We start from the raw sequence: 17,111 nt of genomic DNA, 5'->3' as shown, positions 1-17,111 counted from the left end.
TGTTTTTATGATGATCGACCCGCATATCTATAGCGTATGAAAGAGTAAATAAAGGTGCAGACAATGAAAAATGAAATCGACAACAAACAGATTCTAGCGGTTTACGAACGTATCCAGCAACGAGGTGAAACCACAGAAGAAGGTAAGCTTTATCAGGGAGTCACTGCATTTTCTGATATTGACGGCTATACCGTTTACTTACAAGGCAGTGGGGTGTTATTACGCTTTGGATTTCATAATACCTACCATTTAGATTACGAACATGACAAACACAAAGACGACTTTTTGAAGAAACTTTACAACATAGCTAACGAAGAGTAATGCGACCAACAAATAGACGAAATAGACCAACTAGTTCGCGCAATTTGCAGTTTATTCACCAAGTTATTGCGCAATTAAAAGCTGAGCCTGAAAGGCTGCAACTGATAAAAAATAATCTTGCTTATTACCGCAAACAAACACACTTAAAGCGCGGTTTTTTGCTTGCGATTGAACGTTTTGATTGGGTGTTTGAAGCTACTGATAACATCGACGAAATTTGTGAGCAGATCATGGCCGATGACTATATTGGCAATCGCTTAAGACGTTATCCCTTATTATTTAAAGGTGTTGTTGAAAGCTAAACAGCGCCTTATTTTCCCCCTACTTCGCGTTAACATTTGTTTAATTTACCTCCCATATTTCTCTTTGAAACCTGATTTTGATCGCAACAACATATCTATTCCCTTTACCTTTATATAAATGCCCTGCTGGTAAAAAATACAATTAGTACTCTAATAGTTATCGCACTAACAAATAAATCACTAAAAGTTTCACTCACCTCGTAAAGAATTGATTACACTATAAAGAACAACACCAATAAAACATACAAACTATTGTTATTTAAGGACTTTAAACAAGGTCTTGAGTTGTTAATTTTGCATCATTTCATACTCATTTTGTTAATTATTTATCCATACTTTACTCTCTTACCATTTACACAAGCCTTGAATTGTTAGAGCTATTACCTTAAGCTTATCTTTATTGAACGATCAATTAATAAAAATTATGCCTAAAGTTGGAATGGAACCTGTAAGGCGTCAGCAGCTAATTGACGCGACTATAGAGTCAGTTGCTCAAAAAGGATTACAGGCGACTACTATCAATAGTATTAGTAAAAACGCTGGAATGTCATCAGGCATAATTAGCCATTACTTTGGTGGGAAACAGGGGCTAATTGAAGCAACTGTGCGTTACTTACTCTCGAACTTGAAAGACGACTTAATTAGTAAGGTTAATGAAAATACCACAGCAACTCAAAGGTTAATGTTTATTGTTGAATCAAACTTTGCGCTAGTACAACAACGAAAAGACACCACTCGGACGTGGTTAAGTTTTTGGGCGCAATCAATGCACGATAAGGAACTTCATCGTTTACAAAATGTAAACAGTAAACGCTTGCAAAGCAATTTAACCGTTTCATTTAAGCAATTAATGCCTTTAGCGCAAGCAACCCTCGCGGCTGAATTAACCGCAGCAATGATTGATGGCTTATGGCTTCGTGCCGTATTAAGCCAATCAGACGAAAATCAGTTTAAACACAGTGAATCACTAGCTAAAAACTACGTGCATTCACTTATCAAGCAATATGGAGCCTAACGTGACTACACCTATCTATCAAAACTTTATCAACGGCCAATTCCTTGCAAATAAAAGCGGCGAAACATTTGATGTAGTAAATCCTGCAACCGGCCAGGTAATTTATGCCGTTGAAGTCGCTGACCAGCATGTTCAAAACGCAGCGATAGAAAGTGCAAAACAAGGCTTTAAAGTTTGGTCAGCGATGACCCCTATTGAGCGCAGCCGTATTTTACTAAACGCCGTTGCTATTTTACGCGAGCGCAATGATGAGCTTGCACTGGTTGAAGTGCTCGATACTGGTAAACCAATGCAAGAAGCTAACTGCGTAGATGTTGAAACAGGCGCAGATGTAATTGAATATTTTGCAGGTCTTGCCCCTGCACAAGTTGGTCAACAACAAATGGTTGGCGATGACTTTTACTACACACGCAAAGAACCTTTAGGTATTTGTGCCGGTATTGGTGCATGGAACTACCCATTACAAATTGCATGTTGGAAATCAGGCCCAGCCCTCGCAGCGGGTAATGCATTTATTTTTAAGCCGTCTGAAGAAACGCCGCTTGGTGCAATTAAATTAGCCGAGGTGTTTATTGAAGCAGGCGTCCCTGCTGGCGTATTTAATGTAGTTCAAGGCGCCGGTGAAGTAGGCCAATGGCTTACTGCACATCAAGATATTGAAAAAGTATCATTTACTGGTGAAGTAGGTACCGGTAAAAAAGTAGTCGCCAGTGCTGCAGGCACATTAAAAGATGTGACTATGGAACTAGGTGGTAAATCGCCATTATTAGTATTTGATGACGCCAACATTGAGCAAGCAGTAAGTGCTGCCATGCTAGGTAACTTTTATACCCAAGGTGAAATTTGTACGAACTGCACTCGTATTTATGTTCACAAGAATGTGTATCAACAATTTATTGATGAACTTAAAACACGTACCGAAAACAATATTATTGCCGGTGACCCGCAAGATTTAAATACTAACTTTGGCGCGCTTATTTCTAAGAAGCATCAAGATTTAGTGATGAGTTACATCGACAAAGGCCTTAAAGAAGGTGCAACATTATTAACGGGTGGTTCAACGCTTTCTCCAGCATCTGCACCAAATGGCTATTTTGTAGCGCCGACAGTGTTTGTTGATTGCAACGATGAAATGACCATCGTTAAAGAAGAAATTTTTGGCCCAGTAATGAGCGTTTTAGTATTTGATGATGAAAATGATGTAATTGCACGTGCTAACGGCACTCACTTAGGTTTAGCTGCAGGCGTTTTCACTAGCGATATTAAACGCGCTCATCGCGTAATTCATCAACTTCAAGCCGGTATTTGTTGGATTAATGCTTACGGTAACTCGCCAGCAGAAATGCCAGTGGGTGGCTATAAGCAATCGGGTATTGGTCGTGAAAATGGTATAGAAACACTTGATCATTACACGCAAACTAAGTCTGTTTATGTTGGTATGGCCGACATAGAAAGCCCGTTTTAAGGAATCATTATGAACCACTCTTTTGATTATATTATTGTAGGCGCGGGCTCAGCTGGATGTGTGTTAGCAAATCGCTTGTCTGAAGATTCAAGTAACAAGGTATTGTTACTTGAAACCGGCGGCAGCGATAAAAGCATCTTTATAAAAATGCCTACCGCATTGTCTATTCCAATGAATACCGATAAGTTTGCGTGGCAATTTCATACGCAACCAGAGCCACACTTAGATAACCGTGAAATGCATTGCCCTCGCGGTAAAGTCCTTGGCGGCTCATCTTCGATTAATGGCATGGTGTATGTACGTGGCCATGCTAAAGATTTTGACGAATGGCAACAACACGGCGCTAACGGCTGGGATTACCAAGCGTGTTTACCGTATTTTAAAAAGGCAGAAAGCTTTTACCTAGGTGAAAATACTCATCGTGGTGGTAAAGGACCGCTAGGTGTTAATAACGGCAATAACATGGAAAACCCGTTATACACTGCATTTATTGAAGCGGGTGCAGAGGCTGGTTACTCAACCACAAATGACTACAATAGTGCTCAACAAGAAGGCTTTGGCCCTATGCACATGACTGTTAAAAACGGTGTGCGTAGCTCTGCTTCTCGCGAGTACTTAGACCCAATTAAGCATCGTAGCAACTTAACAATCGTTACCGGTGCACTTGCTCAGCGCGTTATTTTAGACGGTAAAAAAGCAACTGGTGTTGAATACAAACTCAATGGCGCAGTTAAAACAGCGCAAGCAAGTAAAGAGGTTATTTTAAGTGCGGGCTCTATCGGATCACCTCACCTGTTACAATTGTCAGGTATTGGTGATAAGCAAGCACTTGAAAATGCAGGTGTTGAAGTAAAGCATCACTTACCAGGTGTAGGTCAAAACTTGCAAGATCATTTAGAGTTTTACTTTCAATATAAATGTAATCAACCCATTACCTTAAACGGTAAATTAGGTTTATTTTCTAAAGGCTTGATTGGTGCAAAATGGCTGCTTACCCGTAAAGGTTTAGGTTCAACTAATCACTTTGAATCATGTGCGTTTATTCGCTCAAAGCCAGGTGTTGAATGGCCAGATATTCAGTATCACTTTTTACCGGCAGCAATGCGTTACGATGGACGCAGTGCTTTTGCAGGGCATGGTTTTCAAGTGCATGTAGGTCATAACAAGCCTAAGAGCCGAGGCAGTGTCACTATTGCATCAGCTGATCCAACACAGCCACCTAAAATTGTATTTAACTACCTAGAGCATCAAGATGATATTGAAGGCTTTAGAGCGTGCGTACGATTGACGCGTGAAATCATTGAACAACCTGCCTTTGACAATTTCCGTGGTGAAGAAATTCAACCAGGGCAACAAGTTCAAACTGATGAGCAAATTGATGCCTTTGTACGCCAAGCAGTAGAAAGTGCTTACCACCCCTCTTGCTCTTGTAAAATGGGTGAAGACGCCATGGCGGTGGTTAATTCAAACACTCAAGTGCATGGCATGCAAAGCTTGCGTGTGGTTGACTCGTCAATTTTTCCAACAATACCTAACGGTAATTTAAATGCGCCTACCATTATGGTTGCCGAAAAAGCCGCTGATATTATTTTAGGAAATAAGCCCTTAGCTCATACAGGAGTTGATGTTGTGAATGCCACTGATTGGCAAACTACACAACGAAATAAAACCCTTTAATTTAGCCTGCCATAAAGGCCACTCTTTTAAGCAAAATGCTTTAAGGAGTGCCTTTATGCGCCTTGCAGTGGCTCACAAGCATAAATAGGTTATGTCTGTGTTAATGCAAGCACAATAAAAAACGGAGTATATATGTGTTACTTTTATTCATTCTGGGAGGGCGATAATGACTATTTGGCTTAATGCTGGCATTATTTTCACCTTACTTGCGATTGTTGCTATTTTAATTAAATGGGGCAATGTACGCGTAGTAGGCGTCACACCAGTGAGAACATTCACCTTTATAGCAATCCTGTTTACCTCGGGCCTAGACGTTGGCCTCATTATGTTTCCTTTAACCGAATTTGCCGGTTATGCAGACATAAAAGCAAGCCCAGAATATGCATTTGCCAACCCTCTCTCTATTGAGTTTGGTTATTGGGGATTTTTAATTTGGGGATTTTATTTTCTTACGTGCTTTTATTTCTGTGTAATAGAACCCAAAGTAAAATTTTTTGAAATTCCATGGGTTAAATTTTTAAACAACGTAGTTATCATTGGTACTTGTGCGTTTACCGCTTACTTACTATTGAGCAACCTACCGTGGTATTTACCTGAACTCGGAGACGGCTCAAATGTTATTCCTGAGTTTTACTTAATCGTGCTTGCCGCTATCTGTTTTGCGGTGTATTCAAGCACCGATATTAAATATGTTCGCTTTTTAAGTATTGCTACTACTTGGTTGTTTATCGCGTTAATTGGTTTTATGTGGGCTGATGCCTTCTTATTTGGCGATAGCGAACTCTCTGCATTTACTAAAAACATTGGATTAATTGGTAATTACTTTGCCAATATCAATGAGTTTGTATTACCACTGAATGATTACCATGAGTTTTACCTATTTTGGTGGTTTGCGTGGAGTATCATGATTGGCCAGTTTACATCACGTTTTGTGGGTGGTTTAAAAACATACCAAGTACTCGGCGCTATGTTAATTTTTCCGTCAATACCAATCGCTATCTGGTTCAGTGTGTTATATCACTACCACGAAGCGGGCATTCCAACTGCAGGCATTAAAAACTTTGCCATGGTGTTTGTAGGTATTGTGTTTGTTATTAACTCGCTTGATTCACTGATCCGTCTATACACAGATAATTTAAACTTAACTGTAAAACGCTTTGGTAAATTTAAGTATATTGCCATGAATGTCGTCGCTTTATCATTATTAACACTGTTATTTAAACTTGAGTTTTTGCAAATTCAATGGGTTGGTGCTTTAGTTATAGGGTTATTCTTTATTTGCATTGGTTTTATTGCCTACAGCAAACTTAAAACAGTCAGCAATATCGAAGGATCGCCTAAAGCGAATAAAATTGATTACACAAAAATAGAAACTATCAGCTAGGAAATCACATGAACAATAAATTAAAACAATTTTTTATCGCTTTACCATTAACTGTTTTATCAACAACAGCAGCAGCTAACTGGTCAACAACAATTACTGCTGCATCTGATTACACCTTTAATGGTGTTACTCAAACAGATAACGATCCAGCGCTACAAGCAAGTCTTGACTATGCGTACGATAACGGTGTTTATGCAGGTGTATGGGCATCAAACGTAGATTTTGGTGATGAAACCGACTTCGAACTAGATGCATATGTAGGCCGATACATTCAGTTAAACCAACAAGTAAGCCTTGATTACGGTATTGCTTATTACACTTACCAAGGTAATAACAGCGATGGTAACTACGCAGAAGCGTATACTAAATTTGGTTACGCCAGTGACTACGGTCAAACAGAGCTTAACTTTTGGTACAGCTGGGATTACTTTGGCTACGATACTGGCCATGTGATTTCGATGATTGCGCACACTTTCGAGCTTGCACCAAATCATGCAATTCGTGCCAGCTTTGATATTTCAAACTCACTCGATGGCAACAAATTTCAGTGGGATGAAGCTAAGGGCGACAAATCGTATCATCATTACCGCTTAGCTTACCAAACAAGCTATGAAGGGTTTGGTATTGAAGTAGCTGCTGAGAATACCAGCTTGGACTACGATTACGCAGATGAGCGAATTGTACTTGCTATCTCACGTACTTTTGACTTGTAATAGTTAGCTTTTGCTTTCTATAAAAAACACGCTACTGGTTAGCGTGTTTTTTATTGCCTAGCAAAATCTTGCTTTTATAGTATTTATAGCGTTATAACTGCCACGCATAACTGACTTTAGTAAAGAAAGTACGTTGGTCTCGCTCAATGCTTTTTAACGAGTCATCCTGATAGCCTTTATCTGAATAACCTAAATAAAATAGCGTTTGTGCGTTAATTTTGTATGAGTAAACCAGCTGACTACCATAATCTTTGTTGATTTCGCTAACCTGATAAAAATAAGCATCTTCATTTCTGTCTATGTCTTCAAACTGTAAAATCAACTTAAGCATAGCGCGCATACTAAACTTATAATAAAGCCTAAAATCAACAAGGTTTGCGGTAAATACGCGTCGCCCTTGGTAATCATCTAAATGACTATAATTATGTCTAACATCTAACTGCCAGTGATTATTAATATCCCAAACAGCCTGTGATTGTGTAGTTAAAACATCACCTAGCTGCTCATTAGTGTAATCTATACGGCTTGCGTATTCGGCGTATAACGATAGTCTTAAGTCTTTAGTAGGTCTAAAAGCCGTATATAAATAGCCAATATTTTGGTTATAAAAATTGCCATTATAGTTTTCATAGCGATTTAATAAACCAAGCTCAAATACAGACTGCTTTTGACCTTGAAAGGTCATGTAACCTTCATATTCTTCTTCAAGCAAGTCGCCATTTTGAGCCCACGTTTTATCCCAATCGGCGGTGTATGACCAAGTTGTTAGCATATCATGTTCATCACCATACCAAGTTTGACCGCCACCAAAGCCTACTTTTTCGTAGTCTACTTTTTCTTGATAACCTAAATCGGTGCGGTAATCCTCACCTATATTGTCATAGGTAGCGTAAAGCTTATAATCGCGCTTATCGCGGGTCAGCTTTAATGCATAAGCCCGATCAGACTGAGACTCTGCTAAATTGTAGTTATCAACTAAAAACTGCGAGTTGTTGGTATCAGCATGGGCTATTTGGTAATTAAGCGTATCTGACTGATTAAACCAATAGCTGCCATCAACCGATAACACCGTATTATGGTAATCACTACTTTCTCTATGTGTTGAAGTAACACCAATAGTGCCTTGTTGGCCAATATCATATTGGTATCGAGCCACCGCCGCCTTAGTTTTATCATTTAGGCTGGCAAAGCCTGAGCCTTGGTTGCTGGGCAGTAAAACATTACTGTTATCGTCATCAGCAAACATTAGCGCATAACTGTGGCTATCGGTTTTACCGGTGAGCTTTGCACCAATATTAGGCTCAGCTATGGTACGGGTATAAAGCAGTTCAAATAAATTACTTTTGAAATATGATGCGCCATCTAAGAAAAACGGACGTTTTTCAGCGTAATAAATAGAATATGTGGTATTTACATCCAGTTCTAACGAATCGGTTTCTACTTGAGAGAAGTCAGGGTTTATGGTGGCATTAATAACTGCATCTTTAGTGACGCCCCAACGCAGATCAAGCCCTACTTCTGTATTTACATCGCCGTTATCCCACGCACCAGGTACCTGTGTTTTTTGATCGTTTCTTAATGCGGTTAAGGTTGGCGTTAATTGCAGATTCTTACTCGGTGCTAAATTATTAAATCCAGTTATTTTGTCAAACTGACACAAACTACATTTAATATCACGGTCAAAGCCTGTACTTGATAATTGATACAACACATCACGCTGATAGTTGCGCATCATCGAAAAGCCCCAAGTAGAGTCGGCTTGATTTTGTGCAAAGCGCAGAGCTTTAAACGGAATACGCATTTCAACCACGTAACCATGATCGTTTATGGTACCGGCACTATCCCAAATAGCATCCCACGATAAATCAGATACCCACTCATCGGTATCTGTCATGCGAATGTCGCCTTGGGCGCCCAGTGGGTTTACATAAAACTCATAGCCGGTACGCTCATCGTTAAAGGTATCAATTACCAAACCGACGTTGTCATCTTGCCAAAGCGTGTCTCTATCACGAAGCGCCGCACGAATTTTACTCGGCTCTGGGTCATAAGCAACAAAAGCTACATACAAATTATGACCATCGTCATAAATATACGCATCGGTTTTTACCGGTAGTGTGCCCTTTTCATTCGGCTCATCTTGATAATTTACCGCAACACGGGTTGCTTCTTGCCAATGCGGCTCGTTAAGCACGCCATCTACATCAATGTTTTTATTAATGTGTGCAAGTTGATAATTAAGCTTATCGGCAAGTGCATAAGGGCTGAGAGTTAAAACAAGGCTGAAGCTAGTCAACAACAGCAATTTTATTATTTTTGTAGGTATAAAGTACTGCATAAACATCCATTTAGGTTTATTTACTTGTTGAAAGTAAACTTTGGTCTGGAGTGTAAATTATACAGGTACGTTTGTTAATACTTGCGCGTTAAAACTTGCAATAAAATTAACAAAAAACTAATAATAAGTTTTAGGAAGTAGTTATGTGTCGAGAAGTTTTAATTTATTAGCCACACCATTCCAGCTATCGGCATCTTCAGGTGCAGGTTTGACTTGCGTTATACGTGGCCATATTTCTGCCAGTTCTGCATTAAGCTGGGTGAATTCTTTTTGCGATTCAGGTAATTCATCTTCTTGATAAATGGCATCAGCTGCACACTCAGGCACACATAAACCACAGTCAATACAGTCTATTGGGCTAATAGCCAAAAAATTAGGGCCTTCAAAAAATGCATCTGCAGGGCACACCGATACGCAATCAGTGTACTTACATTTTATACAGTTTTCGGTGACTACAAACGCCATAGTGGTTTAATACCTAATATTTAACTTTACCAGCTGCGGATCATACCCAACCCTTACCAAAACACAATAAATATGTGCCAAAAGCGAACAATTTAACGTAATATATGGCGCTTATAAATTAGCGCTTTGTGCACTCCCCTTATTGTGAGCGGTATTTACTTTCCGCTATGACACCAAAAGAGATATTAATGATACGTTTAACCGAAATAAAGCTGCCGCTTGACCATGACGAAAATGCTATTGGCCAAGCCATCATCAATAAATTAAATATAAGTCCAGAGCAGCTACACAGCTACAATGTGTTTAAACGCGGTTACGATGCACGTAAAAAAAGCGCCATTTTACTGATTTACACGCTTGATGTTGAGGTAGATAACGAAGCACAACTGTTAGCCTCGTTTGAAAAAGATCAACACGTTAAAGTCTCCCCTGACACCAACTACAAATTTGTAGCACACGCTAATAGCAGCATTAAAGAGCGTCCTGTAGTAATTGGCTTTGGCCCATGTGGTTTATTTGCCGGTTTAGTGCTGGCACAAATGGGCTTTAAACCAATAATTCTAGAGCGCGGTAAAGAGGTACGTGAACGCACCAAAGACACCTTTGGCTTTTGGCGTAAAAAGGCCCTCAATACCGAATCAAACGTTCAGTTTGGTGAAGGTGGTGCAGGCACGTTCTCAGACGGTAAGCTCTACAGCCAAGTAAAAGATCCTAAACATTATGGCCGTAAAGTGATCACTGAATTTGTAGAGGCTGGTGCTCCTGAAGAAATTTTATACGTTAGTAAGCCGCACATTGGTACTTTTAAACTAGTAACCATGATTGAAAAAATGCGCGCCCGAATTATAGAACTTGGTGGTGAGATTCGTTTTAGCACCCGCGTTGACGATATCCATTTAGACAACGGCCAAGTTACAGGGCTGACACTTTCTAATGGTGAAAAGCTTGAAACTCGCCATGTGGTTTTAGCGGTTGGTCACAGTGCCCGTGATACGTTTAAAATGATCCACGATAAAGGCATTTATGTTGAAGCAAAACCCTTTTCAGTAGGCTTTAGAATAGAACATAAACAATCAATGATTGATGAGTGCCGCTTTGGCGATAACGCGGGTAACCCTATTTTGGGCTCTGCCGATTACAAATTGGTACACCATTGTAATAATGGCCGAACCGTATACAGTTTTTGTATGTGCCCTGGCGGCACTGTAGTTGCCGCTACCTCTGAAGAAGGCCGTGTGGTCACTAACGGTATGAGTCAATATTCTCGTAGTGAGCGAAATGCGAACAGTGCTATTGTTGTGGGTATTTCGCCAGAAAAAGATTTTCCAGGCCACCCTTTAGCTGGTATCGATTTACAGCGTAAGCTAGAAGAGCAAGCCTATGAGCTGGGTGGTAAAAATTATGATGCCCCAGCACAGCTGATTGGTGACTTTTTAAAAGGTAAATCGTCGGCTAATTTAGGGGATGTACAGCCTTCGTATACGCCAGGTATAAAACTGACTGATTTAAGCAAAGTACTGCCAGCTTTTGCCATTGAAGCGCTACGTGAAGCAATTCCTGCCTTTAACAAACAAATTCGTGGCTTTTCAACCAATGATGGCTTACTCACGGGTGTAGAAACACGTACGTCTTCACCTATCAGTATCAAGCGCGATAAAACTTTCCAAAGCATTAATACCAAAGGGCTTTACCCTGCAGGTGAAGGCGCAGGTTATGCAGGCGGTATTTTATCAGCGGGTATTGATGGCATTAAAGCCGCTGAAGCGGTTGCGTTATCGATGTTAGAAAACGCTTAACTCTATTAAATTATACTTTATCGAAAAACCTCACAACGTGAGGTTTTTTTGTGCTAAAAATAACCTGTGTTTCCATAAAATAGATAATAACAATGATTATAAAACGGCTACTTTTAACCTTATGTGTTTGTACAATACCTAATTTATACGCAGCGGATAATAATACAGAGCTTAAAACCATTAGTGACATTCACAATGCCTATAAAAATAATACCACCACGGCTGAGCAGCTTACCCGCACTTATATCGACAGAATAAACGAGCTCAATCCTAAATATAATGCGGTAATTAGTATTGAGCCCACTGCAATTGAACAAGCCAAACAACTCGATGCGCTGTTTAAAGCCGGAAAATGGGCAGGCCCTTTACATGGTATTGCGGTATTACTAAAAGATAACATTGAAACAACAGGTACATTACCCACCTCAGCGGGTTCATTAGCACTTAAAAATAACGTTACTAATAAAGATGCCTTTGTGGTTAAACAATTACGCCAAGCAGGCGCTATTATTTTAGGCAAAGCGAACTTAAGTGAATGGGCTAATTTTCGCTCATCGTATTCGTCATCTGGCTGGAGTGCCATTGGCGGACAAACCCATAACGCCCATGATGTAACTCGTAATCCGTGTGGTTCAAGCTCAGGCTCTGCTGTGGCGGTTGCTTTAAATTTTGCGCCTATTGCGCTGGGCACAGAAACCGACGGTTCGATTACCTGCCCTGCTTCGGTTAATGGGGTGTACGCCATTAAACCCAGTATGGGGCAAGTTTCACGCGCAGGCGTGATCCCCCTTTCTAGTAGCCAAGATTCGGTAGGTCCAATGGCGCATTCTTTAAAAGATGCACTCGCGGTATTATCAGTCATTCAAGGTGAAGATTCAGACGATGTATCGACACTCAACGTAAATAGAACGCTTGATGGCATAGCGCCTAAGCCATCACTGAGGATAGGCGCGTTACCTGCCAGTAAGTTTACTGTGGCAACACAAAAGCTTTACGCTAAGCAGTTACAAACATTAAAAGACGCAGGTCATACCGTTGTCAATGTTGCAGTAAAAGATGACTTAAGCACGCTTTACGTTGATGAATACGCCATCCTACTTTACGACTTTAAAGCCGAAATTAACCACTACTTAAGCAAAACACCAACGCAGGTAACCGTAAAAAGTTTAGACGAGTTAATCGCATTTAATATCGCAAATAAACAGCAGGAAATGCCCTACTTTGAGCAAGATATTTTACAACAAGCTAACGCAGTTGATTTGAGTGAAAAACAACAATACAAAAGCACCAAAGCGCGATATCGCGCACTTGCAAAGCGCGCTATTAGCAATTTATACCGCAATAATAAGCTAGATATTGTAATTTCGCCCACCGTTTCACCGGCTTGGAAAACCGATTTAATTAACGGCGATAACTTTAAAGGCAGTAGCAGTTCATTACCTGCCATTGCAGGGACTACCCATATTACTTTACCGGTTGGCAAAGTAAGCCACTTACCGGTTGGTTTGTCGGTTATTGCTAATCAAAACGATGAAGCGGCTGCTTATGCGTACGCTGCTATTATCGATAATGTATTAGGCACAAAAAAACCTGAGTAAACTCAGGTTTTTTAATGGCTTAGCTGTCTTACTTTTTAAGTGACAGCTTTTCGCCTTTTAAGCTTTTACGTACATTAGAAATTCGCGAGCGGTTTTTCGCTCTCGCTTCACCGGTAGCCTGGCCTGATGGCTTATTAGCACGGGTGCGGCGTAAATGCGCTGGCTTTTTACCAATTTTATCAATCAGTACTTCACGATTACTTACTTCGTAACCTTCTAAGTAAACACGTTTAATTTTTTGACCAATTAAGGTTTCAATTTCAAACAACATGTTTTCTTCTTCGCGACTCACAAACGAAATTGCTTGTCCTTGGTTACCAGCACGACCAGTACGGCCAATACGGTGAACATAATCTTCAGCAAGCCAAGGTAAATCAATATTAATAACACGCGGTAAACAGTCAATATCAATACCACGGGCCGCTACTTCTGTTGCAACTAGCACGCGTACTTTGCCTTCTTTAAATTCACGCAACGCACGACGACGATTACCTTGCGATTTATCGCCATGACATACTGCCGCTGGGATACCGTCTAAGTTAAGTTCAGTTACTAACTCATCTGCGGTTTCTTTCATGTTTACAAACACTAGCACTTGCTGCCAGTTTTTCTTACCAATCAGCTCAGAAAGCAACTCTTGCTTACGGCGCTCTTCTACTGGGTAAACCACGTGTTGTACTGTGCTTGCGGTGCTGTTAGTTTGATCAACACGAACAATTTCAGGCTGCTTTAACACTTTAGAGGCGAACTGTTTAATTGCTGCTGGGAAGGTAGCTGAAAACAATAAAATTTGACGCTCATCTGCACAGCTTTTTATTACGCTTTGCATATCATTAATAAAGCCCATATCAAGCATACGGTCAGCTTCATCAAGTACTAAATGTTTTACTTGAGCAAGGCTTAAGTTACCTAAACGAATATGATCAAGTAGACGTCCTGGTGTTGCTACTACAACATCAACACCTTCTTTGAGTGCAATTTCTTGTCCTGCGGTATTAACACCACCAAATAAGCTCACTACTTTTAACTGAGTGTACTTAGCAAAGTCTTTAAAGTTATTCGCTATTTGCTCTGCAAGCTCACGCGTAGGCGCAAGGACTAAGGCGCTTGGCGCATTCGTAGTGCTGCAATCTGACTCAAATAACTTTTGAATAATAGGGAGTGCAAATGCAGCGGTTTTACCTGTACCGGTTTGTGCACTTGCTAAAACGTCTTTACCTTTACGAACAGCCGGAATAGCTGAGCGCTGAATGGGCGTAAGGGTGTGGTAATTAAGTTCGTCTAACGCCTGAATAAGTTCAGGGGCAAAACTAAAAGATTTAAAATTCATTGCTGTATAACCTGCGGCCACATTATCAAGGGTCGCAAATTATACAGTAAAATCGCTTAAACAGTTAGTTTTAAACACCAGAAACCGCTAATTTATAAAATGCAGGATAATTAGCGATTATCAGCTGTTGTTTAAGTTAGCTAAATGGTATTAACTCGCAAGATTTATTCCCGTTAATTCGCAATTTTATTGCACTTTTATAAATTTTACACCGTTATTTTACATTGTGTTACATAACTATTTGCATTTAAATAACCAAAACAGGTAAAATTCTTCGCCCGTTTTGTGGGGTGTATATAAATTAAAGGAAATTAATAATGATAAAAAGATGTTTAACTGCTGCGGTATTAGTAAGCGCGTTCGTTTCAATGCCGTCACAAGCAAAAAGTGGCATCAACCCATGGCAACAATGTGGTATTGGTGCAATGGTTTTCCCAGACAATGGCGTTGCGGCAGCAATTTCTAATATTATTTGGGATTTAGGAACAACCGCGGTATCGTCTAACATTTCTTCAGTAGAGAGCTGTGAAGGCGCTAACGTAAAAACAGCACAGTTTATTCAACAAACTTTTCCTGTATTAGAACAAGAAATAGCACAGGGTGAAGGCGAGTATATCTCTGCAATGCTTAACGTACGTGGTTGTGATGTAACTGCTCATCAACAAATTATCACTTCGGTACGCAGCGATTACGCAAACGCACCAATAGACAATGCACAAGCATTTTATGAATTAGTTGAAGGTAAAATTACAACTAACTTTTCATCTCAATGCGCTGCAATCTAATAATTAAAGGGCTTAACAGCCCTTTTTTTTGGTTAAACAATGAAACCTTTATTTTATTTAATTAGCGTTTTTTTATTAATATCTTTCTCAAGTTCTGCCACGCAATCTATCTCTGTTTTAGCAAAACACCCAATATGGTTGAAATTAGGGCATTACAAAAATCAACCAACTACTATTAGTTATATTACTAACGCATCCTTTTTTATTGCAGATAACGGACGTGATGATCCTGTTGCCGAATTAAAAGCAACAATCCATGCTTTTAATAACCAGCCCTTAATGCAATGTCGCTACCCTTCTCGTTATCAATGGCTTAAAGAGCAAGGTTTAACCTTTTCAATGCCAGCTGCAGAGTGTCCAAAGTTACAGCAATGGCGAGAGCAGCAAGCAATTCACTCTGTTAGTTTAGTATTTGCCTCTGGTTATATGAGTAACCCCGCATCGTTATATGGTCATTTATTACTTAAACTTAATCGCTCAACCGAATCAAAAAACAAATTATTAGATTACAGTATTAACTATGGCGCACATGTTCCTGACAATGAAAACGGCTTAGTTTATATTCTTAAAGGCTTATTTGGTGGTTATAAAGCTGGTTTTTCAGATCAACTATTTTACCGCCACCAGCATAATTACGGCGAAATAGAGTTAAGAGACTTATGGGAATATACCCTAAATCTAAACGAGCGCGATGTAGCTTTTATTGCTAATCACTTATGGGAGATTTTAGGCACTGAATTTGATTATTACTTTGCCGATGAAAACTGCGCGTTTCATCTCGCACAAATTGTTGAGTTGATTATTGGCGATCAACTAACTAGCGAAAGCTCTCCTTGGGTAATACCTGCCACTATTTTTTCAAGGTTAAACTCGGCCACTTACCAAGAGCAATCAGCGGTTAAAAACATCACATTTACTCCCTCGCGCGACACTGTATTTTCAAAATATGTGCAATCTTTAAGTGAAAAAGAGCTCAGCTTTGCTAAACAAATTTTTGCCGAATCAGCAGTACTTAAAAACGAATCGTTTTTAGCTTTGCCAGTGCAGTCACAAAAAGCCATTATTGGAGCTCTATTTGAACTTGTACAAGTGAAACAAATTCAAAAACAAACTCCTGTAAAAATAAGTGAGTTAAAAGATGCGCTAATCAAAGCGCGCTTAAAGCTGCCAATGGGCGAAAACAAAGTTAGATTTCAATTTAACCAGCAGCCACCACATAAAGGCCAAAAGCCCTCTAACAGCTCAATTTCTACGATGCACACGGCTGAGCAAACACAGTACACTGTGGGTTTTAGGCTGAGCTATTTTGATACCCTTGCCTCTGATATTGCCCGCATTCCATTTTCTAATTTAGAAATGTTAGATACCGAACTGATGTTTACAGATGGCGAAACTTACATAAACAAAATTCATTTATTAGATTTGGAGTCATTCAATCCAAGCCAATTGTCTTGGGCTAATGAATCTAAGTGGTCGTGGAAAATCAATGTGGGATTCGACAGACAACCAGCACTGTGCAGAACCTGTAAACGTAGTTTTGTTATGGGGGGAGCCGGACAAGCTTGGCAATTTAGCAGCAACACCTTAGCCTATAGCTTAGTTAATGGTTACTTGGGTGATTTAGCTAAAAATAGCCACTTTTATGATTCGTCGGTAGAGATGGGGATTATTACCGGTACTGACTCAGGTATTAAACTCAGAGCATCCTATGAAAAGTCATTCTTAAATGCTAAAAACCCTGCGCAAACCAAACTAGAACTGGCAGTGCCTATTAACCAAGATATTGATATTAGATTGGCGGTCACTCACGCTAATTCAGCTATGTGGCAGCTTAAACTCAACTACTATTGGCAATAATATAAAAAGCAGCCTCTGTGTTCACAGTAGGCTGCTTTAAAAGCGTGTCTAATAAAGAGTTTAAG

The 17,111-nt window shown here is 39.9% G+C and carries 14 protein-coding genes; 11 read left to right on the top strand and 3 right to left on the bottom strand.

What is annotated here, in order from left to right:
- Nucleotides 1-63 precede the first annotated feature (63 nt).
- The 7 genes from PUND_RS17645 to PUND_RS17615 all read left to right on the top strand — a co-directional run bounded on the left by PUND_RS17645 (nucleotide 64) and on the right by PUND_RS17615 (nucleotide 6,877).
- Nucleotides 64-321 (top strand): DUF3081 domain-containing protein, encoded by a 258-nt coding sequence (locus PUND_RS17645; RefSeq protein WP_010388948.1) that lies wholly within the window; start codon nucleotides 64-66, stop codon nucleotides 319-321.
- The gene (locus PUND_RS17640) at nucleotides 321-623 is read left to right on the top strand and encodes a hypothetical protein (protein WP_010388949.1); all 303 of its coding nucleotides are present in this window, start codon (nucleotides 321-323) and stop codon (nucleotides 621-623) included. Before PUND_RS17645 ends, PUND_RS17640 begins: the two co-directional genes overlap by 1 nt.
- Nucleotides 624-1,062: 439 nt before the next feature.
- Nucleotides 1,063-1,638: a transcriptional regulator BetI gene (gene betI / locus PUND_RS17635; RefSeq protein ID WP_081374111.1), complete on the top strand. Its 576-nt coding sequence runs from the start codon at nucleotides 1,063-1,065 to the stop codon at nucleotides 1,636-1,638.
- Between the two features lies 1 nt (nucleotide 1,639).
- Nucleotides 1,640-3,103: a betaine-aldehyde dehydrogenase gene (gene betB / locus PUND_RS17630; protein WP_010388952.1), complete on the top strand. Its 1,464-nt coding sequence runs from the start codon at nucleotides 1,640-1,642 to the stop codon at nucleotides 3,101-3,103.
- 9 nt (nucleotides 3,104-3,112) lie between these two features.
- Nucleotides 3,113-4,780 carry a choline dehydrogenase gene (gene betA / locus PUND_RS17625; protein ID WP_010388953.1) on the top strand — a complete coding sequence of 556 codons (1,668 nt, stop codon included), beginning with the start codon at nucleotides 3,113-3,115 and terminating at the stop codon, nucleotides 4,778-4,780.
- A gap of 166 nt (nucleotides 4,781-4,946) precedes the next feature.
- Nucleotides 4,947-6,164 carry a BCCT family transporter gene (locus PUND_RS17620; protein ID WP_010388954.1) on the top strand — a complete coding sequence of 406 codons (1,218 nt, stop codon included), beginning with the start codon at nucleotides 4,947-4,949 and terminating at the stop codon, nucleotides 6,162-6,164.
- A gap of 8 nt (nucleotides 6,165-6,172) precedes the next feature.
- Nucleotides 6,173-6,877, top strand: a complete 705-nt coding sequence (locus tag PUND_RS17615; RefSeq protein ID WP_010388955.1) for a TorF family putative porin — start codon at nucleotides 6,173-6,175, stop codon at nucleotides 6,875-6,877.
- A 91-nt stretch (nucleotides 6,878-6,968) separates the two neighbouring features.
- On the opposite strand, the gene PUND_RS17610 is transcribed toward PUND_RS17615, so the two are convergent.
- Together PUND_RS17610 and fdxA are read right to left on the bottom strand one after the other, a co-directional pair.
- Nucleotides 6,969-9,215, bottom strand: coding sequence for a carbohydrate binding family 9 domain-containing protein (locus tag PUND_RS17610; RefSeq protein WP_010388956.1), 2,247 nt, complete (start codon nucleotides 9,213-9,215; stop codon nucleotides 6,969-6,971).
- A 141-nt stretch (nucleotides 9,216-9,356) separates the two neighbouring features.
- The gene (fdxA, locus tag PUND_RS17605; protein ID WP_010388957.1) at nucleotides 9,357-9,680 is read right to left on the bottom strand and encodes a ferredoxin FdxA; all 324 of its coding nucleotides are present in this window, start codon (nucleotides 9,678-9,680) and stop codon (nucleotides 9,357-9,359) included.
- A 188-nt stretch (nucleotides 9,681-9,868) separates the two neighbouring features.
- Here fdxA and PUND_RS17600 point away from each other — a divergent pair, with 188 nt between their 5' ends.
- Both PUND_RS17600 and PUND_RS17595 read left to right on the top strand, forming a co-directional pair.
- Nucleotides 9,869-11,476 (top strand): NAD(P)/FAD-dependent oxidoreductase, encoded by a 1,608-nt coding sequence (locus PUND_RS17600; RefSeq protein ID WP_010388958.1) that lies wholly within the window; start codon nucleotides 9,869-9,871, stop codon nucleotides 11,474-11,476.
- Nucleotides 11,477-11,568: 92 nt separating this feature from the next.
- The gene (locus PUND_RS17595; RefSeq protein WP_010388960.1) at nucleotides 11,569-13,074 is read left to right on the top strand and encodes an amidase family protein; all 1,506 of its coding nucleotides are present in this window, start codon (nucleotides 11,569-11,571) and stop codon (nucleotides 13,072-13,074) included.
- Between the two features lie 28 nt (nucleotides 13,075-13,102).
- Here PUND_RS17595 and PUND_RS17590 read toward each other — a convergent pair whose 3' ends face one another.
- Nucleotides 13,103-14,404, bottom strand: a complete 1,302-nt coding sequence (locus PUND_RS17590) for a DEAD/DEAH box helicase (RefSeq protein ID WP_010388961.1) — start codon at nucleotides 14,402-14,404, stop codon at nucleotides 13,103-13,105.
- A 317-nt stretch (nucleotides 14,405-14,721) separates the two neighbouring features.
- Between PUND_RS17590 and PUND_RS17585 the strand changes: the two genes are divergently transcribed.
- Together PUND_RS17585 and PUND_RS17580 are read left to right on the top strand one after the other, a co-directional pair.
- Nucleotides 14,722-15,189 (top strand): DUF3015 family protein, encoded by a 468-nt coding sequence (locus tag PUND_RS17585; RefSeq protein WP_010388962.1) that lies wholly within the window; start codon nucleotides 14,722-14,724, stop codon nucleotides 15,187-15,189.
- A 39-nt stretch (nucleotides 15,190-15,228) separates the two neighbouring features.
- Nucleotides 15,229-17,046, top strand: coding sequence for an Lnb N-terminal periplasmic domain-containing protein (locus PUND_RS17580; RefSeq protein WP_010388963.1), 1,818 nt, complete (start codon nucleotides 15,229-15,231; stop codon nucleotides 17,044-17,046).
- Nucleotides 17,047-17,111 lie beyond the last annotated feature (65 nt).

The sequence above is a fragment of the Pseudoalteromonas undina genome (assembly GCF_000238275.3).
Classification (GTDB): domain Bacteria; phylum Pseudomonadota; class Gammaproteobacteria; order Enterobacterales; family Alteromonadaceae; genus Pseudoalteromonas; species Pseudoalteromonas undina.
This window is presented reverse-complemented; position numbering and strand designations above follow the sequence as displayed.